This is a genomic window from Pseudomonas syringae group sp. 243L2 (assembly GCF_032587875.1).
GTDB classification, from domain to species: domain Bacteria; phylum Pseudomonadota; class Gammaproteobacteria; order Pseudomonadales; family Pseudomonadaceae; genus Aquipseudomonas; species Aquipseudomonas amygdali.
Genome location: NZ_JAWHPL010000036.1, coordinates 1 through 17,111 on the forward strand (window position 1 = coordinate 1; position 17,111 = coordinate 17,111).

Consider the following 17,111-nt stretch of genomic DNA (forward strand, 5'->3'; position numbering starts at 1 on the left):
CGCGTCGCATGCCGTTTCTGGACGCTCCGCGTCCTCTTGACGACGCAGAGCGTCGAGAACTGCACTCCCACGCTGGAGCGTGTGGAACGAGAATCCCGACGATCGTGCCAACGCTCCGTGCAGTAGAGCCCGTCACTAAAAGTTGACAGTGGCCGACAATCTCGCCGTTCTGGGTGCGCCCATGAATAGGTAGTCGTCACCCAGATACTCCCCGGCATCACGCCAGTAGCGTTTGTCGAAAAGGTTGTCGACGGTCAGGCGCAGGACAGTGTCGTAGCCGCTGATTCGGGTGCTGTAACGGCTGCCGATATTGAACAGTGTGTAGCCATTGACCTGCACGGAGCCTTCACGGTCAGCGTACTTGCTGGCGCTATACTGCATCCCGCCGAGTAAGGCGAGCCCGGTCACCGGCAGGCTATAGTCAGCTTGCAGGGTGCCACGGTATTTGGGCACATTGAGGGCCTGGTGATCGTCGTAGGCGTCGGTGCCGCTGCCCTCGACTCGCGCCCGGATGGCCGCCGCACTGGCGGATATCTGCAGGCGGTCGGTCACCCAGCCACTCGCGCCCAGTTCAAGCCCGGTGTTTTTCTGCTCGCCTTGCTGCACATAGGTAAACGTGCCGTCATCGTTGGGCCTGGAATACTGGTAAGCCTGACGGGCTTGAAACACTGCGGCCGTCAGGCTCATACGCTGCCAGTCATACTTGATACCCGCTTCCAGTTGTCGAGACACGGTGGGCGCAAGAATTTCACTGGCGTTGGTAGTAAACCAGGCAGCTGTCCCGCCCAGCGAGAGGCCTTTGCTGTAGCTGGTGTAGAGCGAAACGTTGTCCACCGGTTTGTAGATCAATGCCGCCTGCGGCAGGAACACGTAACGCTCGGTGTGTCTTGCGTCGCTGCCGTCTTCGGTAAACGCCTGCTCGTCGAGCCGCACTTGTCGCCCGCCCAGCACGGTCTGCCAGTGCTCGTTGAAACTGATCCGGTCGGTGATAAACAGCCCGTACTGGCGGCTGTCCAGACGGCGCTCGGTATGTGGCAGTGTCAAAGGCGACGGTGCCACCGATTCAGGCGACTCGTTGATCGTGCCTGAGCCGACGAATTCATTGAAGGTCCCGCGCGTGTCCACGGTGCGGCGGTAGGCGCTGGTGCCGAAGGTCAGCTCGTGCCCCAGTGATCCGGTATTGAACGTACCGGACATTGCCGCTTCGACCTCGTCGTTACGGCGCGTGTCGTCCGGGCTGCGGAAGTCGTAGATGTCGTAGCCACCCTCGGCGCTGAAGTGGTTGGGTACCGCTTCGGCTGCGCAGCTGGCCGAGCCGTAACAGCCCCACGCGAAGGCGCTGTAGTCATCAATGACCACGCGACTGCGCGACGCACTCAGGCTGCCCTTCCAGCTGTCGTTGAACCGGTATTCGAAACGCCCGTTCATGTTCAGCGAGTCGATGCCCACCGGGTTGGACCAGTGTTGATAGCCCAGCAGCTTGCGTGGCGAGGCGTCGTGAGGCAGCACCGTGCCGCCGAGCAATTGATAACCGGGCACCGAGCGCTGCTCTTTGCTCTGATACTCGATGTCGAGTTGCAGCAAGGCGCGCTCGCTGATGTTCCAGTCGAAGGCCAGCGAGGCGAAATCACGCTGGCCATCGGCGTGCTCGACGTACGAGCGAATGTCTTCATGGGCCAGGTTGGCGCGCAGCCCGAACTGCTGTTCGCTGCCGAACCAGCCGCCGACATCGGTCGCGAGGTAGCGCTCGCCGTGTTCGTTGGTAGAGACCGTTACCGAGCGGACATCCTGCGCGCGCTTGGTCTGGTAGTTGATGACACCACCGGGCTCTGAAACGCCGCTCTGCAAGCCGGACAGCCCCTTGAGCAACTCGACCTGCTGCTTGTTCTCCAGCGCCACGTTCTGCTCGCCGGCAATGCTGCGGCCGTTGATGCGATAACTGTTGGCCGCGTTCAACGAGAAGCCGCGCACCACAAAGTTTTCGTAATAGCCTACCGGCGCATAGCCGTCGCCGACCGAGGCATCGTTGCGCAGCACGTCACTCAGCAGTTTTGCCTGACGGTCCTTGATCAGCGCTTCGCTGAACACTGAAACCGAGGCAGGCGTGTCCAGCAGCGAAGCCTGATCAAACCCGTAAATCGACGCCCGACCAGCTTTATAGTCGCTGGCACCTTCCTGTTCGCTGAACCCGGTCACGTTGACCGCGTCCAGAGTGAGCGGATCCGCAGCCATTAGCGGCGAGGCAACAGCCATGCCCAACGGTAACAATCGCCAGGCATGACGCATGGCAGGTCGGTAGGGCGTACTCATCGATCAGACTCCGCAAGGACAGGTGCCTGGACAGACGCGATGCACCTTCCGGCAGGGGGCCAACCTTTTACGTTCACTGCCGGTTTTTTTCAACCTTTACGTGACGGTCTGCCGGTAAACGAATGACGCGGAAAAACTCTACTTACGTATCAGGGGAAAGAAGCCACCGCAAAACACGTTGCGCACCGGAATAATTAAGCGTGAATTAAGTAAGTGTGGCTAATCTGAATTCAACAAAACCGCTGAACCAATCAGCGTGTCACGAATCCATTGAAACAGATCAATCAGAAAGGAATACCCTATGAAACTTATGCCTGCCGTCTTCGCCGCTGTTGCCCTCACTGCTGTTGCAGGTGCCGCCCAGGCCGACGTTGGTCCCGATGAAGTGATCCGCCTTTACAAGTCTCAGGCATTGGGTGACTTTGAACAGTTCAACAAGCAGGCCGTTGCCAAGCACACAGGCTTCACGGTCCACGATACCGAGCTGGAAAAAGAACGCGACGGCCGCCTGGTCTATAAGATCGAACTGAAAGACGCCAAGGGTGTGGAATGGAACTACGACGTCGATGCCAAGACGGGCGAAGTAGTACGTGACGCAAAGGATAACTGATCCGACTGCCCCAACAGTTATCGCTCCGAGAAACAATAAGAAAACTCCCACTACATTGTGGGAGTTTTCTTTTTCAAAGGTTTAACAGGCTATTACTGAGCCAACCCGACTTTCAGTAACTTCCCCTTGTCTTCATCCGTCAACAAATACAAGTAACCGTCAGGCCCCTGACGCACATCGCGTATCCGCTGTTTCATGCCTTTCAACAGCCGTTCTTCATGAACGATCTTGTCGCCATCAAATTGCAGCCTGATCAATTCCTCAGTGGCCAGCGCGCCGATGAACAGATTGTGATCCCACGCCTTGAACAGGCTGTGGTCATAGAACGCCATACCGCTGATGCCCGGTGACACTTCCCAGACCTGAAACGGTACTTTTGTGCCTTCGACAAACTTGCCTTTGGCTTCCGGAATCGGCTCGCCCGAATAATTGATACCGTGGGTCGCAATCGGCCAGCCGTAATTCTGGCCACGCTCGATGATGTTCAATTCATCGCCGCCCTTGGGCCCATGCTCGTTGGTCCACAACGTACCGGTCCACGGGTTGAGCGCTGCGCCCTGCTGGTTGCGATGGCCGTAGGACCAGATCTCGGGCCGGACGTTTTTCTGCCCGACAAAAGGGTTGTCTTTCGGCACACTACCATCCGGGTAGATACGTACGATCTTGCCTTGCAGCTTGTCCAGGTCTTGCGCAGTAGGACGATCATTGTTTTCGCCCAGCGCGATAAACAGATAACCGTCGCGATCGAATACCATCCGCGCGCCGAAGTGGTTGCCCACCGAGAGTTTCGGTTCCTGGCGGAAGATAACCTCGAAGTCTTCCAAACGGGTCATGTCTTTGGACAGACGACCACGCCCTGCCGCAGTACCCGCAGTATCTCCCTCGGCAGCGGTTTTGCCACTGCCTTCGGAGTAGGTCAGATAGACCATGCGGTCCTTGGCGAAGTCCGGGGAAAGCACAACGTCGAGCAGACCACCCTGCTTTCTTGCCCAGACTTGCGGCACACCGGAAAGCGGCTCGGATAATTTGCCGTCCGCCGACACGATACGCAGGTTGCCGGAGCGCTCCGTCACCAGAATGCCCTGCTTGTCAGGCAGAAATGCCAGTGCCCATGGGTGATCCAGACCTTCGGCAACCGGGGTGACCGTGACGGTGCCTTGTTCGCTTTTGTAGGTTTCCGGGGCGGCGCTTGCCGTCAGCGGCAGGCTCAGAATGGCAGCAGCACACCAAGTGGCGATCAGGGTTTTTCTAAGCATGAGCGTTTCCTTATGCATTGAGTCGACGTCCCGCGGTGAAACGGGCTCGCTTGGTTGAAGATTCAGTTGGCGCGGCTGGGGTCGGTTGTCGGCGTAGAGGGACGCGGAGCATTCTGGCGCGTGGGGTAGCCGTTGCCGATACCGCCGTTCTCCAGCGTAGGCCTGCGCACAGGCGGCGCAATATTGGAGCCGGGCGCGCGGGGCGTGATTGACTCGGTGCCCTGACGGCTGTTGGGGTTGGAGCGCTTGATCGGGCTGTTATAGGGGTTGCTGCTGGCGCCGTTGTTGAGTGTGCTGTTTGGCAGTGTCTGCGCCTGAACAGCACCGATGCCACATGACGCAACCAGCACGCCCCCTACAAGATTGCGCAAAAAACTGTTCATCACTACCTCTTGACAAAGGTGAAACTGCGGGGTAACCGTGAAGACTCAGGCCTTTGACGGCAGCCCAGGCCTCAGGTTCGACCCGACAGTGTCGATGAGCAAGCATAGCGGTGTGAGAGTTTGTAACAAGGATGGTCAAAGCGCATACCTTCAGCCATGCGCGACGCCACGCAGGCTTGGCCCTGGCGCAGGGCAAGGAAGCGCCACGCACAGATCACACATCGTGGTTTGCGGGCGTATCTACGCCGACTTCAAAGGCATCCTGAACGTGAAGACAGTGCCCTGCTCTTGTGTCGAGCACACTTCAAGCGTACCGCCATGCGCCACGGCTATCTCGCTGGCGATATAGAGCCCCAGGCCTAGCCCGGCTTGCGGCGCGTCGGTGATTGGCCGTGAGTAAGGGAGGAACAACTGCGAACGAACGGACTCGGGTATCGGCTCGCCCTGATTGGTAACGCTGAGTAGAAACAGATCACCGCGCACGCCCGCTGTCACCTCGACCGGGCTTTGGGGATCGCCGTGACTGATCGCGTTGGACACCAGATTGGACAGCAATTGTGCGATCCGCTCGTGGTCGCAGCGAATACGCTCCAGCATCTTTATATCCGACTTGATCAGCCGGGACGGGTGAACGCGGCGTATCTCTGACACAACATGCTCAAGCGTTTCATCCAGCCCGTGTGCATCGTGCATGCTCAGCGGAATACCATGTCCCATGCGGCCACGGGCAAAGTCGAGCACGTCGTCGACCAGTTGCGAGGCGCGTTTGCCAGACGTCAGGATGTGTTGCACGACTTGCAGGGCCTTTTCATCCAGTGGCCGACGCAGCAGCAATTCGGCACTGGCATTGATCGCAAACAAAGGGTTGCGCAGGTCGTGCCCCAGAACGGCGATGAACTGCTCGCGCAGCTCTGCCACCTCACGCTCGGCCAGAAGGTCTTCACGCACTTGCTGCAGGTTTTCCTCGGCCTCGATCTGCAGTGCCAGAAGACGCGCAAAAGACGCCATCATCGACTCGATGGGGGTACCCGTCAGCTTGGCGGGTTTGGGGTCCAGCGCACAGATAGTGCCGAAAAAGGTGCCATTGGAGAGGAAGATCGGCACCGATATGTAACTCTGGAAGTTGTATAACCGCGGCGTATGGTGCTCACAAAACAGCGGATCCTCAGCGACATGATCAATCACCACAGCCTTCTGGGAGCTGCGAATCTCGTGGCAGATTGTGCTGCTGAGTTCCAGCTCGCCGCCGGGTTTCAAACCAAAATCCAGCTTGTCCAGAACCGCGCAGGCCATCCAGGTACTTTCGGTGACACGCGCCACGGCGGCAAAGCCCAGGCCGGTTGATTCGGTGATGACTTGCAGGATGGCCGGAACCGCGCTGATCCGGCTTATTTTGGCTACATCATTTGAAATGGATTGCCGCATGGAGAACCTGTATCAGCCTTGAGGTAATAGCGCAGCGTTTAGTTTAGGTCTGTAACGATCATTGTGCACCCGTGAATACGCCACGTTGACCGAAAAAAACCTGGCCGCACGTTCACTCATGCAGGAGGACGCGGGAAGGCCACGGTGAACGTTGTACCCTCCTCAACCGACGAGCGAACCGTCACCTCACCCAGATGGGCTCGAACGATCTCACGAACAATGAACAGGCCAAGCCCGACTGTGCGGGTTTCGTCACTGTCACTGACCACCCGTACGACGGGTTCGTACAGGTCGTCCACCTTCTCCATCGGTATCGGTTCGCCGACGTTGTGCACCGACAGCTTGATCAGCCAGGTATCGAAGGACGACGTGATCAAAACCTCGCTGCCGTCCGTGCCATAGTTGATGGCGTTGCTCACCAGATTGCCGAGCATTTGCAGGAGACGATCCGGATCCGCCAAGCACGCACCCTGTCCTTCGCTGCGATGCGTCAGCACCCTGTGCGGGAAAACCTGGCGCAGCTCTTCGACGCCTCGAGCAACAACCGCGTGCAGATCGATAGCCTGAGGGACCACGGCAATACCGCTGCCGACGCGGGCATGAGTAAAATCCAGCAGATCCACAATCATGCGGTCGGCCCGATCAGTGGAGTGGTGGATGTGCCCGAGGATTCGTTCTTGTCGCGACTCGAGTTGCGTGCGCTCCAGCAGCCCGGCCGCCATCTTGATTGCCGCCAGCGGGTTACGCAGGTCGTGGCTGACGATGCCAATCATCTGCTCGGCAAAAATGGCCCGTATTTCAGCCTCGGCGTGAGCCAGACGCAGGCGATTGCGTGCCGAGGTAAGTTCTGTCTGAACAGTCATCTGTTGCTGCAACAGCTCTTCGGCGATCTTGCGCGCAGCAAGCAGTTCACGTTCGTACTTGTTGCGCTCCTCGGCCATGAACACCGCCACTTCATGCAAAACCCCGGTCGGATGCTCGCGGCGTACGGCATTGAGCATCATGGGAATGGCGCGGCCATCGGCATGGATCAATTCAACCTTGACCTCGGCAATCGACCCTTGGGTCTGTAACAGCGGCGCCCAGTGGGTTTGCAGGAAGACTTTGCCTGCCAGACTCAGCAGGTCTTGAAAGCGGCGACCCAGAACAGTTTCACGCTCAAGGCCCAGCCAGCGGCAGAACGTCAGATTGGCACGCTCAATGGTGCCATTGGGCAAGGTAACCAACAGACCGCAGGCCGCATGTTCGTACAGGTCTTCTGGGACTGGCAGACTCACCTGTTCAACCGTCATGTGCAGCGCTCTCGTAAGACGCCAGAAACTGATTCATGGCGGTTATGCATTCCTGCGGCGCGCTCATGTGCGGGTAATGCCCCACGTTGTCGATCATGTGCAAGGTGCTGTCGGCAATGACACGGTGCAGGTACTCGCCAACCTGCACCGGCACCACCAGATCGTCACTGCTTTGCATGATCAGCGTCTTGCTTTTGAGTTTCGCGACATCGGCACGATGGTCGGAAAGAAAGGTTACGCGGGCAAACTGCCTGGCAATCTCGGCATTGGTACGACGGAAGCTGCTGGCAAGCTCTTCACCCAGTTCAGGCCGGTCAGAGGCGCCCATGAGTGTCGGCGCCATGGTGCTGGACCAGCCCAGGTAATTGCTTTCCAGCGTCTCAAGCAACGAGTCGATATCAGCGCGAGTGAAGCCGCCGACGTAATCACCGTCGTTGAGGTAATGAGGCGATGGACCCACCATGATATGGCCGTCGAACCGGCCGGGTGACTGAAGTTCAGCAAGCACCGCAATCATGCAACTGACCGAGTGCCCGACATGCACAATCGGCCCGTCTCCGGCGAACTCGTCGACCAGTTCCAGTAAGTCGCTTGCATAGCCCTTGAGTGACGCATATTTGTGCGGGTACCAGGCCGACACGTCGGAATCTCCGCTGCCTACCAGGTCGAACAGAATAACCTTGAAGCGTTCGGCGAAGTGCGGAGCCATGAAGCGCCACATGTGCTGATCACAGCCGAATCCATGAGCAAAAATCAGAGTGGCCGGTCCGTCGCCCACGATATTGACGTTATTGCGCTGTTGGACCGACATATCGGGCTCCGAAAATAACCAGGCAATCGGCCTGTTGTGTATACCGTAATGATGATGAGAGGAGATTATCACCGTTAAAGGCACACTAGTGGCACAAACAGCACTTTAAGTCCGGAGCGGAAGAAGATTATTGATCGATGATCAGGGTCGGGCCATTGAGGCCTGAGCGTCGGTTATGCACGCTGCCTCGCCAGGCTGAGGATGTGTGACGCAGAATCTCACCAAAGGCATGCCAACGCAGAGCATTGGCACGGCAGGCAAGTATCGCGATGACTATTGTGGCAATTGCGCTGGTCCGAGCCCGTTCTCGGACTCATGACCTGGAGGTTTCACCCCCCTTACTCGCCGATATCTTCGTTCCACAACTCAGGCTTGCTGGCGATGAAGCCCTGCATCATGTGCTTGCACTCCTGGTTATCAAGCACCTCGATCTGCACGCCACGCGAGCGTAGCAATTCTTCCTCGCCCATGAACGACTGGTTCTCGCCGACGATCACCTTGCGAATGCCGTAGAGCAGGATCGCCCCGCTGCACATCGCACAAGGAGACAGCGTGGTATAGAGCACCGCGTCACGGTACACGCGGGCCGGTTGGCGACCGGCGTTTTCGAGGGCATCCATTTCGCCGTGCCTGGTTGCACTGCCCTCTTGCACACGGCGGTTATGCCCCCGACCAATGATCTTGCCCTCGTGAACAATGACCGAGCCGATGGGGATTCCACCTTCCTTCAGCCCTAGTTGTGCCTCATCGATTGCAGCCTGCATGAATGCGTCCATGGTTTTGCCTCATATCATCGAATGGATGTCAGCGTTGCAGTGCTGCCTGAGCGTTGCCCAGCGCACGACTTACGAATTGTCCCAGCAGCTCCGAGGACCGGGCTTTCATGTCGGCACTGACCTGGGTGTTTCTGGCTCTGAATCTGCTCACCAGGGAAGGCGAGTCCTCGCCCTGATTGAGCGAACGCAATTCCTCGGCCGTAAATGAATGGGCATAGGCCGCTGCCAGATTGCGGTCCCATTGCGATTGATACTCAGGTTTCAGGCGCTGCAACTCTTTTTGCACCAGTTCCTGAGCTTCGGTCTTGCCAATTGCTTGCACGATACCGGCAAACGTCGCTGTGCGCGAGGCGACCTGATAACCCAGCCACGCCAGACCTTCGCCCAGATTTCGCTGTTCCACCAACGCCAGCGCCATGTCATCCGCTTCTTCAGCATTGACCGGGTGCATCGCGTCCAGGCACAGGCAGGCCATGAGTGCCAGACAGGTCTGCCACGCACCTCGCGAGCCCTGGATGTAATCAGCCATGGCTCCTCCTGAGCATGAATTGACTGAGTCTTGAACTTAACAGCTCGGCAGGGCTTTACCACCCGACACGTCGTATACCGGCCATTGATGACGTTATCAGCTATGCCCCTTCCATGATCCTTGCAGCGCAACAGTCACAGACTGTGACTGACTTTGGCGGCAACATCGGCTGGTAACCAGGCTTTCCAGACCTCGGGGTGCTGCTTGAGGAACCTGGCGGAGGCCACGCCGGGGTCCTCATGTTTGTCACTCATTTCACCCAATGTCCGGTTGAGCAGATCAATCGGGAAATCGACGTTTTTGAAAACACTCACCAGCTCAGGGTATTGCTTGCTGAATTCTGCCGACACACCAATAGACAGCGTCGCCGCCAGCGAAGAGGTGCCACGCGGGTTGGGATTACTGGCGTCGGTCAGGGTTTTCCAGGCTTCTGCATCGAAAGCGGGCTCTTCCAGCTTGATCAGCTTGTACTTGCCCAGCAGGGGTGTGGGTGACCAGTAATAGAACAGCACTGGTTTGCCACGGCGGATGGCCGATGCGACTTCGGCGTCCAGCGCCGCGCCCGAGCCGGTGCGAAAGTTGACGAAGCTGTCTGTCAAGCCATAAGCCTTGAGCTTCTGGGTGTTGACGATCTCCGAAGTCCAACCGCTCGGGCTGTTCAGAAAACGGCCCTTGTCGGGCGATTCAGGGTCTTTGAAAACGTCCTTGTAACGCGCCAGGTCAGCAACAGACTTCAAATCGGGCGCTACAGGTTTGATACCTTTGGCGGCATCGCCCTTGATCACGTACTCAGGCACCCACCAGCCTTCGGTCGCGCCTTTGACGATGTTGCCCAGGCCGAGCACCTTGCCGTCAGCTTCAGCCTTGACCCACACCGGGCTGCGTCCGGTCCACTCTTCAGCGATCACCTGAATGTCGTTTTTCGCCAGCGCGGTTTCCAGGCTGACGGTGCTGCCGGGCAAGGTATCAGTACGGTAGCCATAGCCTTTCTCGACAAGGGTACGCAGCACCTCGGTGATCAGGCTGCCACTTTCCCAGGTAAGCGCACCGAACTGGATAGGCGCGTTTTTTTCAGCCGCCCCTGCTGTCTGCCCAAGCAGCCCCAGCGCCAGAAGTGAACAGCCCAACAGTCGTGTTATCGATTTCATGCTCACCTCAAATGGCGCGAAAAAAAACGGGTCTGAAACTATCGACAGCAGCCGTTGGCGATTAGTTGTGACGGCTTTAGCCTCTGTATGATGCGCAGCCCACGTACCGAGCCTGTCCGCGATGTCTGAAATCCGCTTTTACCCGTTACCCGATGCGTGCCGCCCGCTGTTGGGCAAGTTTTACCGCGAGCACCAGTCATCGATGCGTGCGGCCAGCAAGGGGCAGGCGTGGGTGGCGAAGCAGGCAGAAATCATCGGTGCCTTGTGCCTGACGCCCGTCGCTGAGGGACATTGGCTGACCGGGCTGTTCGTAGCGCCCCCCATGCGCGGGAAGACAGTGGCGCGAAGCTTGATCGATGCCGCGCTGCAACCGCTGGCCGGGCCGGTGTGGCTGTTCTGCCATCCTGATTTGCTGGGGTTTTACCAGCTCGCCGGGTTTGAGACAGCACAACGTCTACCACACACCCTCGGCGAGAAATTCATGCGCTACAGCCGCAGCAAACCGCTGATTGCGCTCTGTCGGGAAGCCTGACGGTTTTGCAGAGCCGTCGGGTGATCACTCATCGGCATTGGGGTCCATGTCCGGGAACATTACGTCCATGAAGCCGAACTTGCTGAAATCGGTAATGCGCGACGGGTAGAGACGACCAATCAGGTGGTCGCATTCATGCTGCACGACCCGCGCATGAAACCCATGGGCAACACGCTCGACAGGCTGGCCTTCAGGGTCAAAACCTTCATAGCGAATGCTCTGGTAACGATTCACCATACCCCGTAACCCGGGCACCGACAGGCACCCTTCCCAACCCTCTTCCAGGCTCGGGCTCAATGGGGTAATCAGTGGGTTAAGCAGGATCGTCTGCGGGACCGCCTCGGCCTGGGGATAGCGCTCGCTGCGCTCGAAACCGAAAATGACCAGTTGCAGATCAATGCCGATCTGCGGTGCGGCAAGGCCCACACCGCCCACGCTGTGCATGGTCTCGAACATATCGGCAATCAGCGTGTTGAGTTTGCTGCTGCCGAACATGTCTGCGGGCACCGGAGGGGCGATGCGCAACAGGCGCTCATCGCCCATTTTCAGGATGCTACGGATCATGGCTGCGTGTTCCTTGCCTAAAAAGCAATCTTGCCACAGAACGCGATCAGGTTTCGTCAGCCTTCTGCAGTGGCACCGAGTGATCGCGGCCCAGGCCGGAAACGTGCTGTTTGCCTGTTTCGCTGCTTTCCTCGCCCAGCCCGTCACCGGCTTCCTTCTCGCCTGCGTCCTTGCCTTCGGCGGACATATGCTCGATCACCGCATTCATTTCAGCCCCCAGCAACAGCACGGCAGCCGAAATATAGAAGTACAGCAACAGGACAATGATCGCGCCGATACTGCCGTACATCGCGTTGTAATCGGCAAAGGTCTTGACGTAAAAACCAAACGCCAGTGAAGCAACGATCCATACCACCACCGCCAGCACCGAGCCTGGGGTAATAAAGCGAAACTCCTGTTTGACGTCAGGCATCACGTAATAGATCAGCGCCACCGCAACCATCAGCAGAATGATGATCGCCGGCCAGCGCAGGATGGTCCACAGCGTCACGATGAAGTCTTCCATGCCGATCTGGGCTGCAATCCAGTTCATCACTTGCGGCCCCAGCACCATGAAAGCTGCGGCCGCGAGCAACATGCCGGCAATGCCTACGGTATACAGGATCGACAGCGGGAGGCGCTTCCAGATAGGCCGCCCTTCGACCACGTCGTAGGCAGCGTTCATGGCACTCATCATCAGGCGCACACCTGCTGAAGCAGTCCACAGCGCGATCACGATACCGATGGACAGCAGGCCACCCTTGGACTGTTGCAACTGGTCGATGACCGGGTTGACCTGCTCGAGCGCCTGGGGCGGCAAGAGGAATTCCGATTGCAGCCGCAACCAGGAAAAAAAGTCCGGCAGGTGCAGAAAGCCGATCAATGCGATCAGAAACAGCAGAAACGGAAACAGAGAGAACAGCATCTGATAAGCCAGTGCCGAGGCGTAGGTGGACATCTCGTCGTCGAGGAACTCGTTGACGGTTCTCACCAGCACCTTGCTGACTTTCAATTTACGCAAATGGGGGAAAATCATGGCGCTTCCTCTCGCTCCCTTACTGGAAAACCTCACATCCTGAAAACCGGTACTTCATGCATGCAGTGTCCCGTATGTGGCGCAGAGATGCGAATACCGATGGCACATTGACTGGACAGGTCGTGAAAGGTTTCAGTCCCGCAGAGCAGAAAGCATAACGGCCATCCGCGGATGGCCGTTATCGGTCTTGCCTGATCCCGAAATGAAAGCCCCGGGACCACTCGACTCAAGCCTTGTCCACGCCCTTCTTGATCGCGTCCTTGGCTTTGCCTTTGGCTTGCTGGCCTTCGCCTTTCAGCTCTTGCGCCTTGCCTTCAGCCCGCAGTTTGGTGTTGTCGGTAGCCTTGCCAACAGCCTGCTTGACGTTACCAACGGCTTCGTTGGCCATACCTTTGGCTTTATCGCTGGTGCTGCTCATCGTGAATCTCCTGGGTCTGAAGACCGCGCTGGAATCGGATGTCGTACTCGACAAAATGGTTGACCTGCGGCTGTCGCGAAGAGTTTCAACTATTTTCTGGCCGGCTGATGCCACTCGTCTGCCATGTGCAATGGCGCGTTTTTAGCGCCGCCGACGGCGAGTTTGCATCGAAGTTTGTGCGAGAATGCGCGCCACTGTTGTCCGGCAGGGCCGACACGCTGAACAAACCGATGCACAGGAACGTTATGAAACTCGATAAAAAGCTGGCCATTGCACGCAGAAACCAGGACTTGGGCGGCGCGGTGCTCGGCGTCAATAACACGCACTTCGCCGTGCTGGACCCAAAAAGAAACATCTGGTGGTTCGACCTGCCTGTGCCGCGCCTGCAAGTGGGTCAGTACGAATGGCTGCACTTGCTGCTGCACACACCTGAAACCGACCAGTTGCTGCACCTGAAAGTGACCACGGTGTTCATGCGCGATCACATGGAAGGCCTTGAAGTGCGCAATGCGGACAAACGCAAGCCGACCGTCAGCCTGGAGCTGAGCGCCGACAAGGATTCATTCCTCAAGGACATGCGCCCCAAGGGCAGCAACCTGGGTTTTGCCGCCTTCTTGCAAAAATAGCTCCACCAGCAGTCGTCACGTTCCCGCACGGCTCGGGATGAAAGTTGCCAATCGGCAACCTCATCCCGGCCTGCCGCTTCACGTAAACCGACGCACCGCCAGATACCCCGCCGTCCCGGCCAATGCCGACACCACCGTGCCCCACGCAAGGTCTATCAGCGCCAGTTGCGCAGGCCAGCCCTGCAAGGTGGCCCAGTTGGTCAGGTCATAAGTACCGTAGGCAACCAGCCCCAGCAGCCCGCTGAACAAGGTCGCACGGCTCAGTCGCTGCTCTCTGACCGCGGGCATTACGCCGAAAACCACGACGCCTGCCCCGTAGAGCAGATAGAACGCTATTGCAGGCCCAGCCACGGGCGTGGCAAGCATCAGCGGTCCGAGCCATTCACGGTAGGTCGGCCCCATGAGGACGCCCAGCCACAACCCGTCGAGGATCAGAAACGCCAGTAACGTGCCGAGGTAAGCCGTGAGTATTCTTTTCATGGGACGTCCTTGATGAAATTCCGGGCCCGGGCGATCTATCAGACCAGGTCGATACGGTCAGCGTGAATCACGATCTGCCCCTGTTTGTACAACGCACCGATAGCTTTCTTGAAGTTACCTTTGCTGACCCCGAACAGGCCGCTGATGACCTGCGGATCGCTTTTGTCGCTGACTGGCAATGTACCGTTGTTCTCACGCAGCTTTGAGAGAATTTTCGAATTCAGGCTGCTCGCTGCTTCTGCGCCCACCGGCTGCAGGCTCAGGCTGATATTGCCGTCGGCACGGATTTCCTTGATGTAGCCCTTTTCCTGCTTGCCGGCGCGCATGAACTTGAACACTTCGTTCTTGTGAATCAAGCCCCAATGCTTGTTGTTGATAATCGCCTTGAAACCCATATCGGTCGCTTCGGCGACCAGCAGGTCAACCTCCTGGCCGACGCTGTAACTGGCCGGGGTTTTGTCCAGATAGCGATCCAGGCGCGCGGTGGCGGTAATGCGCCGCGTGTGCTTATCGAGGTAAACATGAACCACGCAGTATTCACCGGCCTGCAAGGTACGCTTCTCTTCGGAGTACGGCAGCAACAGGTCCTTGGGCAGGCCCCAGTCGAGGAACACGCCGATGCTGTTGACTTCAACCACCTTGAGGCTGGCAAACTCACCGACCTGCACTTTGGGTTTTTCAGTGGTGGCGATCAGCTTGTCTTCGCTGTCCAGATAGATGAACACATTGAGCCAGTCTTCATCTTCAGTAGGAATATCCTTGGGGATGTACCGATTGGGCAGAAGGATTTCACCATCCTGCGCACCGTCCAGATACAGACCGAAGTTCGTGTGCTTGACGATTTGCAAGCTGTTGTAGCGCCCGATTAAAGCCATTTCCAGATACCCTCATTGCGTGGGCGGCATTCTACCCGACTTTACCGCCGGGTTCGCGCCGCGTGGCAGAAGGTGCCGACATAGCCTCCACTCGTCAGTTTCCCCGATCGAAACGGCTTGACTCGCTCGGGCAGCACAAAGGCTACCAGTCATAAACTTGTCTTTTAAAACAGAGTGTTAGATTTAAATCGCGCAGAGCCCAGGCAGCTCCGCCAAACGGCCGACCTCGGGCGAATGCCATATTTGCCAAGCAATAATCAAGCGTTTCCTGTACTCTGGCTGGCCGTATTACGTTTATGAAGGTAAATGGCAGCCATGCGTATCAAAGCATCCCACTCGAAAGCCAAACCCGCCCCAGCCGTTGAAACGAGCGATTCGATCAACGCGCAGATTGCAGCTTTCCTGAAGTCCGGCGGTGAAATCCAGCAAATTGCCAAAGGCGTGAGTGGCCAGACCTTCGCACCTTCCAAGCAGATCAATCTCGGTAAAAAGTAAAACCGCGCCCTGCCTGTCGATCTCTATGCGCCTTGACGCTCAAGGCGCTAGATTGACGATCCTTCGCTGGATATTCTTCCGGTCACGCTGCTACTCTCTCCTCTGATATCACTATGACCACGAGCTGGATCACGCTCTGGACGTTATCTCCTTTGTGGAATGCTCGAATGAAGAACTGGATGCTTTTCGGCGCACTTGTCTACCTTGGCGGCTGCGCATCGCACCACTGCGAAAACGGTCCCAATGACAGTCAGCTCACCGACAGCCCATGCCGGGCGGGGCATCTGCTTTATCAGAACGACATGCTCCAGGCCAAGTTGCTGATCAGCGAAGATGACCGCGAAAACTACGAGCTGGCCGAAGCCATGCTGCGCCGTGCCGCACTCGACGACGCATCGGGCGAAGCCGAGTTCTACCAGGCCGTACTGTTGATCCGCCAGCAGGCCGATCAAAAACAGATTATCGAACTGCTGCAGACTGCGGCAAAGCACAAGCATCCACTGGCCATCGCCCTGCTCTCGCAACAGCTGAGCGTCAGCGACCCGAAGCTTGCTGAACGTTACCAGGCCGAGTACTCCCAACTGGACGTTGCCAAGAGCGGCTACCCGTCATTTCAACAGGCGCTGGTAGTGATTCGCGGCCTGGTCATCCCCTCGGCGCGCACCACTGCGGCTAACTGACACACAACGGATCGACGAACGGTGCGCCCGCGGTCCATTTCAACGGTATCCTTGCGAGGCTCTAGCTCGCGGCTTGTGTCGGCTCCTGAGCCATTTTTGATACGCCATCCCTGACCACACTCCTCGCAGATCAAGGAGTGAGCCATGCTCAGCCATCGCTTACATGTGCTGTCTTTCAGCGCCATGCTTGTCTGTCAGTCTGTCTCTGCCCAGGTTCTGGAGCGGGATTTGGGCGACTTCGACCTGAAACTGGCAACTACGCCCACGCGCAGCATGGCGCAAGGCCTTGTGACGCCCAGCGGCGGCTCGGGCTCTTTTCATGGCGGACTGGACCTGACCCACGAGAGCGGCTTCTACTTCGGCCAATGGGCACCGAACATGGGTTTTGCTTCCGATTCAGGGATGGAACTTGACTCCTACATGGGCTTCAAGAAACCCTTCGATAATACCTTGGGCTATGAACTGGGGATGATTCGTTACAGCTACCCCGATACCAGCCAGATCGACAGTCACGAGTTCTACGCCGGACTGCGCATGCGAAACAGCCGCATCGGCGCAGCATTCAGTAACGATGTTGGCACACGCGACAGCACGGTATTTGTCGACCTTGGGGCTATCGAGCAACTGGGTGTGGGCGTGCGCATGCAATACGCCAATCATCAGTTCGACACCCCGCAGTCTTCCGCCGACGGCGGGTTGATCAACGGTTTCAACGACTGGTCGCTTAACCTGTCACGCCCCTGGCTGGGCATTGACATGAACCTCATCTACAGCGGCTCAAGCCTGAGCGGCGGCGATTGCAGTGTCTACAGCGGCCACAACGCGCGCTGTGAAGGGACGTTTACGCTCAAAGCGGTGCGCTCGTTCTTTTAAAGGCTCAAACCGG

General features: G+C 57.8%; 20 protein-coding genes. 6 read left to right on the forward strand and 14 right to left on the reverse strand.

Annotation, left to right across the window (positions count from 1 at the left end; all coding sequences use genetic code 11):
- Nucleotides 1-135: 135 nt before the first annotated feature.
- Nucleotides 136-2,310, reverse strand: a complete 2,175-nt coding sequence (locus tag RYB66_RS22625; RefSeq protein ID WP_005746263.1) for a TonB-dependent siderophore receptor — start codon at nt 2,308-2,310, stop codon at nt 136-138.
- A 301-nt stretch (nt 2,311-2,611) separates the two neighbouring features.
- On the opposite strand from RYB66_RS22625, the gene RYB66_RS22630 reads away from it, so the two are divergent.
- Nucleotides 2,612-2,920, forward strand: a complete 309-nt coding sequence (locus RYB66_RS22630) for a PepSY domain-containing protein (protein ID WP_004657615.1) — start codon at nt 2,612-2,614, stop codon at nt 2,918-2,920.
- Nucleotides 2,921-3,012: 92 nt separating this feature from the next.
- Here the strand turns inward: RYB66_RS22630 and RYB66_RS22635 are convergent, their stop codons facing one another.
- From RYB66_RS22635 to RYB66_RS22670, 8 genes are all read right to left on the reverse strand, one after another.
- A complete protein-coding gene (locus tag RYB66_RS22635; protein WP_005746264.1) occupies nt 3,013-4,176 on the reverse strand; it encodes a PQQ-dependent sugar dehydrogenase in 1,164 nt (387 codons plus the stop codon).
- A gap of 62 nt (nt 4,177-4,238) precedes the next feature.
- Nucleotides 4,239-4,559, reverse strand: coding sequence for a hypothetical protein (locus RYB66_RS22640; RefSeq protein WP_002552537.1), 321 nt, complete (start codon nt 4,557-4,559; stop codon nt 4,239-4,241).
- 240 nt (nt 4,560-4,799) lie between these two features.
- Nucleotides 4,800-5,984 carry a GAF domain-containing sensor histidine kinase gene (locus tag RYB66_RS22645; protein ID WP_005746265.1) on the reverse strand — a complete coding sequence of 395 codons (1,185 nt, stop codon included), beginning with the start codon at nt 5,982-5,984 and terminating at the stop codon, nt 4,800-4,802.
- Between the two features lie 116 nt (nt 5,985-6,100).
- Entirely contained in the window at nt 6,101-7,276 is a 1,176-nt protein-coding gene (locus RYB66_RS22650; protein ID WP_005779559.1) for a PAS domain-containing sensor histidine kinase, read from the reverse strand.
- Entirely contained in the window at nt 7,266-8,087 is an 822-nt protein-coding gene (locus tag RYB66_RS22655; RefSeq protein ID WP_005746268.1) for an alpha/beta fold hydrolase, read from the reverse strand. The genes RYB66_RS22650 and RYB66_RS22655 overlap by 11 nt, the downstream gene beginning before the upstream one ends.
- A 338-nt stretch (nt 8,088-8,425) precedes the next feature.
- Nucleotides 8,426-8,863 (reverse strand): nucleoside deaminase, encoded by a 438-nt coding sequence (locus RYB66_RS22660; RefSeq protein ID WP_002554393.1) that lies wholly within the window; start codon nt 8,861-8,863, stop codon nt 8,426-8,428.
- A gap of 28 nt (nt 8,864-8,891) precedes the next feature.
- The gene (locus RYB66_RS22665; RefSeq protein WP_005746270.1) at nt 8,892-9,392 is read right to left on the reverse strand and encodes a hypothetical protein; all 501 of its coding nucleotides are present in this window, start codon (nt 9,390-9,392) and stop codon (nt 8,892-8,894) included.
- A 134-nt stretch (nt 9,393-9,526) separates the two neighbouring features.
- On the reverse strand, nt 9,527-10,540 hold the full coding sequence (locus tag RYB66_RS22670; RefSeq protein WP_005746271.1) for an ABC transporter substrate-binding protein: 1,014 nt from the start codon (nt 10,538-10,540) through the stop codon (nt 9,527-9,529).
- 121 nt (nt 10,541-10,661) lie between these two features.
- Between RYB66_RS22670 and RYB66_RS22675 the strand changes: the two genes are divergently transcribed.
- Nucleotides 10,662-11,072, forward strand: coding sequence for a GNAT family N-acetyltransferase (locus RYB66_RS22675; RefSeq protein WP_002554396.1), 411 nt, complete (start codon nt 10,662-10,664; stop codon nt 11,070-11,072).
- A gap of 24 nt (nt 11,073-11,096) precedes the next feature.
- On the opposite strand, the gene def is transcribed toward RYB66_RS22675, so the two are convergent.
- The 3 genes from def to RYB66_RS22690 form a co-directional block, all read right to left on the reverse strand.
- Nucleotides 11,097-11,636: a peptide deformylase gene (def, locus tag RYB66_RS22680; RefSeq protein ID WP_005746272.1), complete on the reverse strand. Its 540-nt coding sequence runs from the start codon at nt 11,634-11,636 to the stop codon at nt 11,097-11,099.
- A 46-nt stretch (nt 11,637-11,682) separates the two neighbouring features.
- Nucleotides 11,683-12,651, reverse strand: coding sequence for a YihY/virulence factor BrkB family protein (locus tag RYB66_RS22685; RefSeq protein WP_002554398.1), 969 nt, complete (start codon nt 12,649-12,651; stop codon nt 11,683-11,685).
- Nucleotides 12,652-12,877: 226 nt separating this feature from the next.
- Nucleotides 12,878-13,069 carry a CsbD family protein gene (locus RYB66_RS22690; RefSeq protein WP_002554399.1) on the reverse strand — a complete coding sequence of 64 codons (192 nt, stop codon included), beginning with the start codon at nt 13,067-13,069 and terminating at the stop codon, nt 12,878-12,880.
- A 245-nt stretch (nt 13,070-13,314) separates the two neighbouring features.
- Between RYB66_RS22690 and RYB66_RS22695 the strand changes: the two genes are divergently transcribed.
- Nucleotides 13,315-13,695: a hypothetical protein gene (locus tag RYB66_RS22695; protein ID WP_002554400.1), complete on the forward strand. Its 381-nt coding sequence runs from the start codon at nt 13,315-13,317 to the stop codon at nt 13,693-13,695.
- A 78-nt stretch (nt 13,696-13,773) separates the two neighbouring features.
- Here the strand turns inward: RYB66_RS22695 and RYB66_RS22700 are convergent, their stop codons facing one another.
- Both RYB66_RS22700 and RYB66_RS22705 read right to left on the reverse strand, forming a co-directional pair.
- Nucleotides 13,774-14,175 (reverse strand): DUF2177 family protein, encoded by a 402-nt coding sequence (locus RYB66_RS22700; protein ID WP_002554401.1) that lies wholly within the window; start codon nt 14,173-14,175, stop codon nt 13,774-13,776.
- Between the two features lie 38 nt (nt 14,176-14,213).
- Nucleotides 14,214-15,050 carry a S1 RNA-binding domain-containing protein gene (locus RYB66_RS22705; RefSeq protein WP_002554402.1) on the reverse strand — a complete coding sequence of 279 codons (837 nt, stop codon included), beginning with the start codon at nt 15,048-15,050 and terminating at the stop codon, nt 14,214-14,216.
- A gap of 306 nt (nt 15,051-15,356) precedes the next feature.
- Between RYB66_RS22705 and RYB66_RS22710 the strand changes: the two genes are divergently transcribed.
- From RYB66_RS22710 to RYB66_RS22720, 3 genes are all read left to right on the forward strand, one after another.
- On the forward strand, nt 15,357-15,545 hold the full coding sequence (locus tag RYB66_RS22710; protein WP_002554403.1) for a hypothetical protein: 189 nt from the start codon (nt 15,357-15,359) through the stop codon (nt 15,543-15,545).
- Between the two features lie 167 nt (nt 15,546-15,712).
- The gene (locus tag RYB66_RS22715; RefSeq protein ID WP_004657591.1) at nt 15,713-16,225 is read left to right on the forward strand and encodes a hypothetical protein; all 513 of its coding nucleotides are present in this window, start codon (nt 15,713-15,715) and stop codon (nt 16,223-16,225) included.
- 144 nt (nt 16,226-16,369) lie between these two features.
- Complete coding sequence (locus tag RYB66_RS22720) at nt 16,370-17,098, forward strand: TorF family putative porin (RefSeq protein ID WP_005734007.1); 729 nt, start codon at nt 16,370-16,372, stop codon at nt 17,096-17,098.
- Nucleotides 17,099-17,111 lie beyond the last annotated feature (13 nt).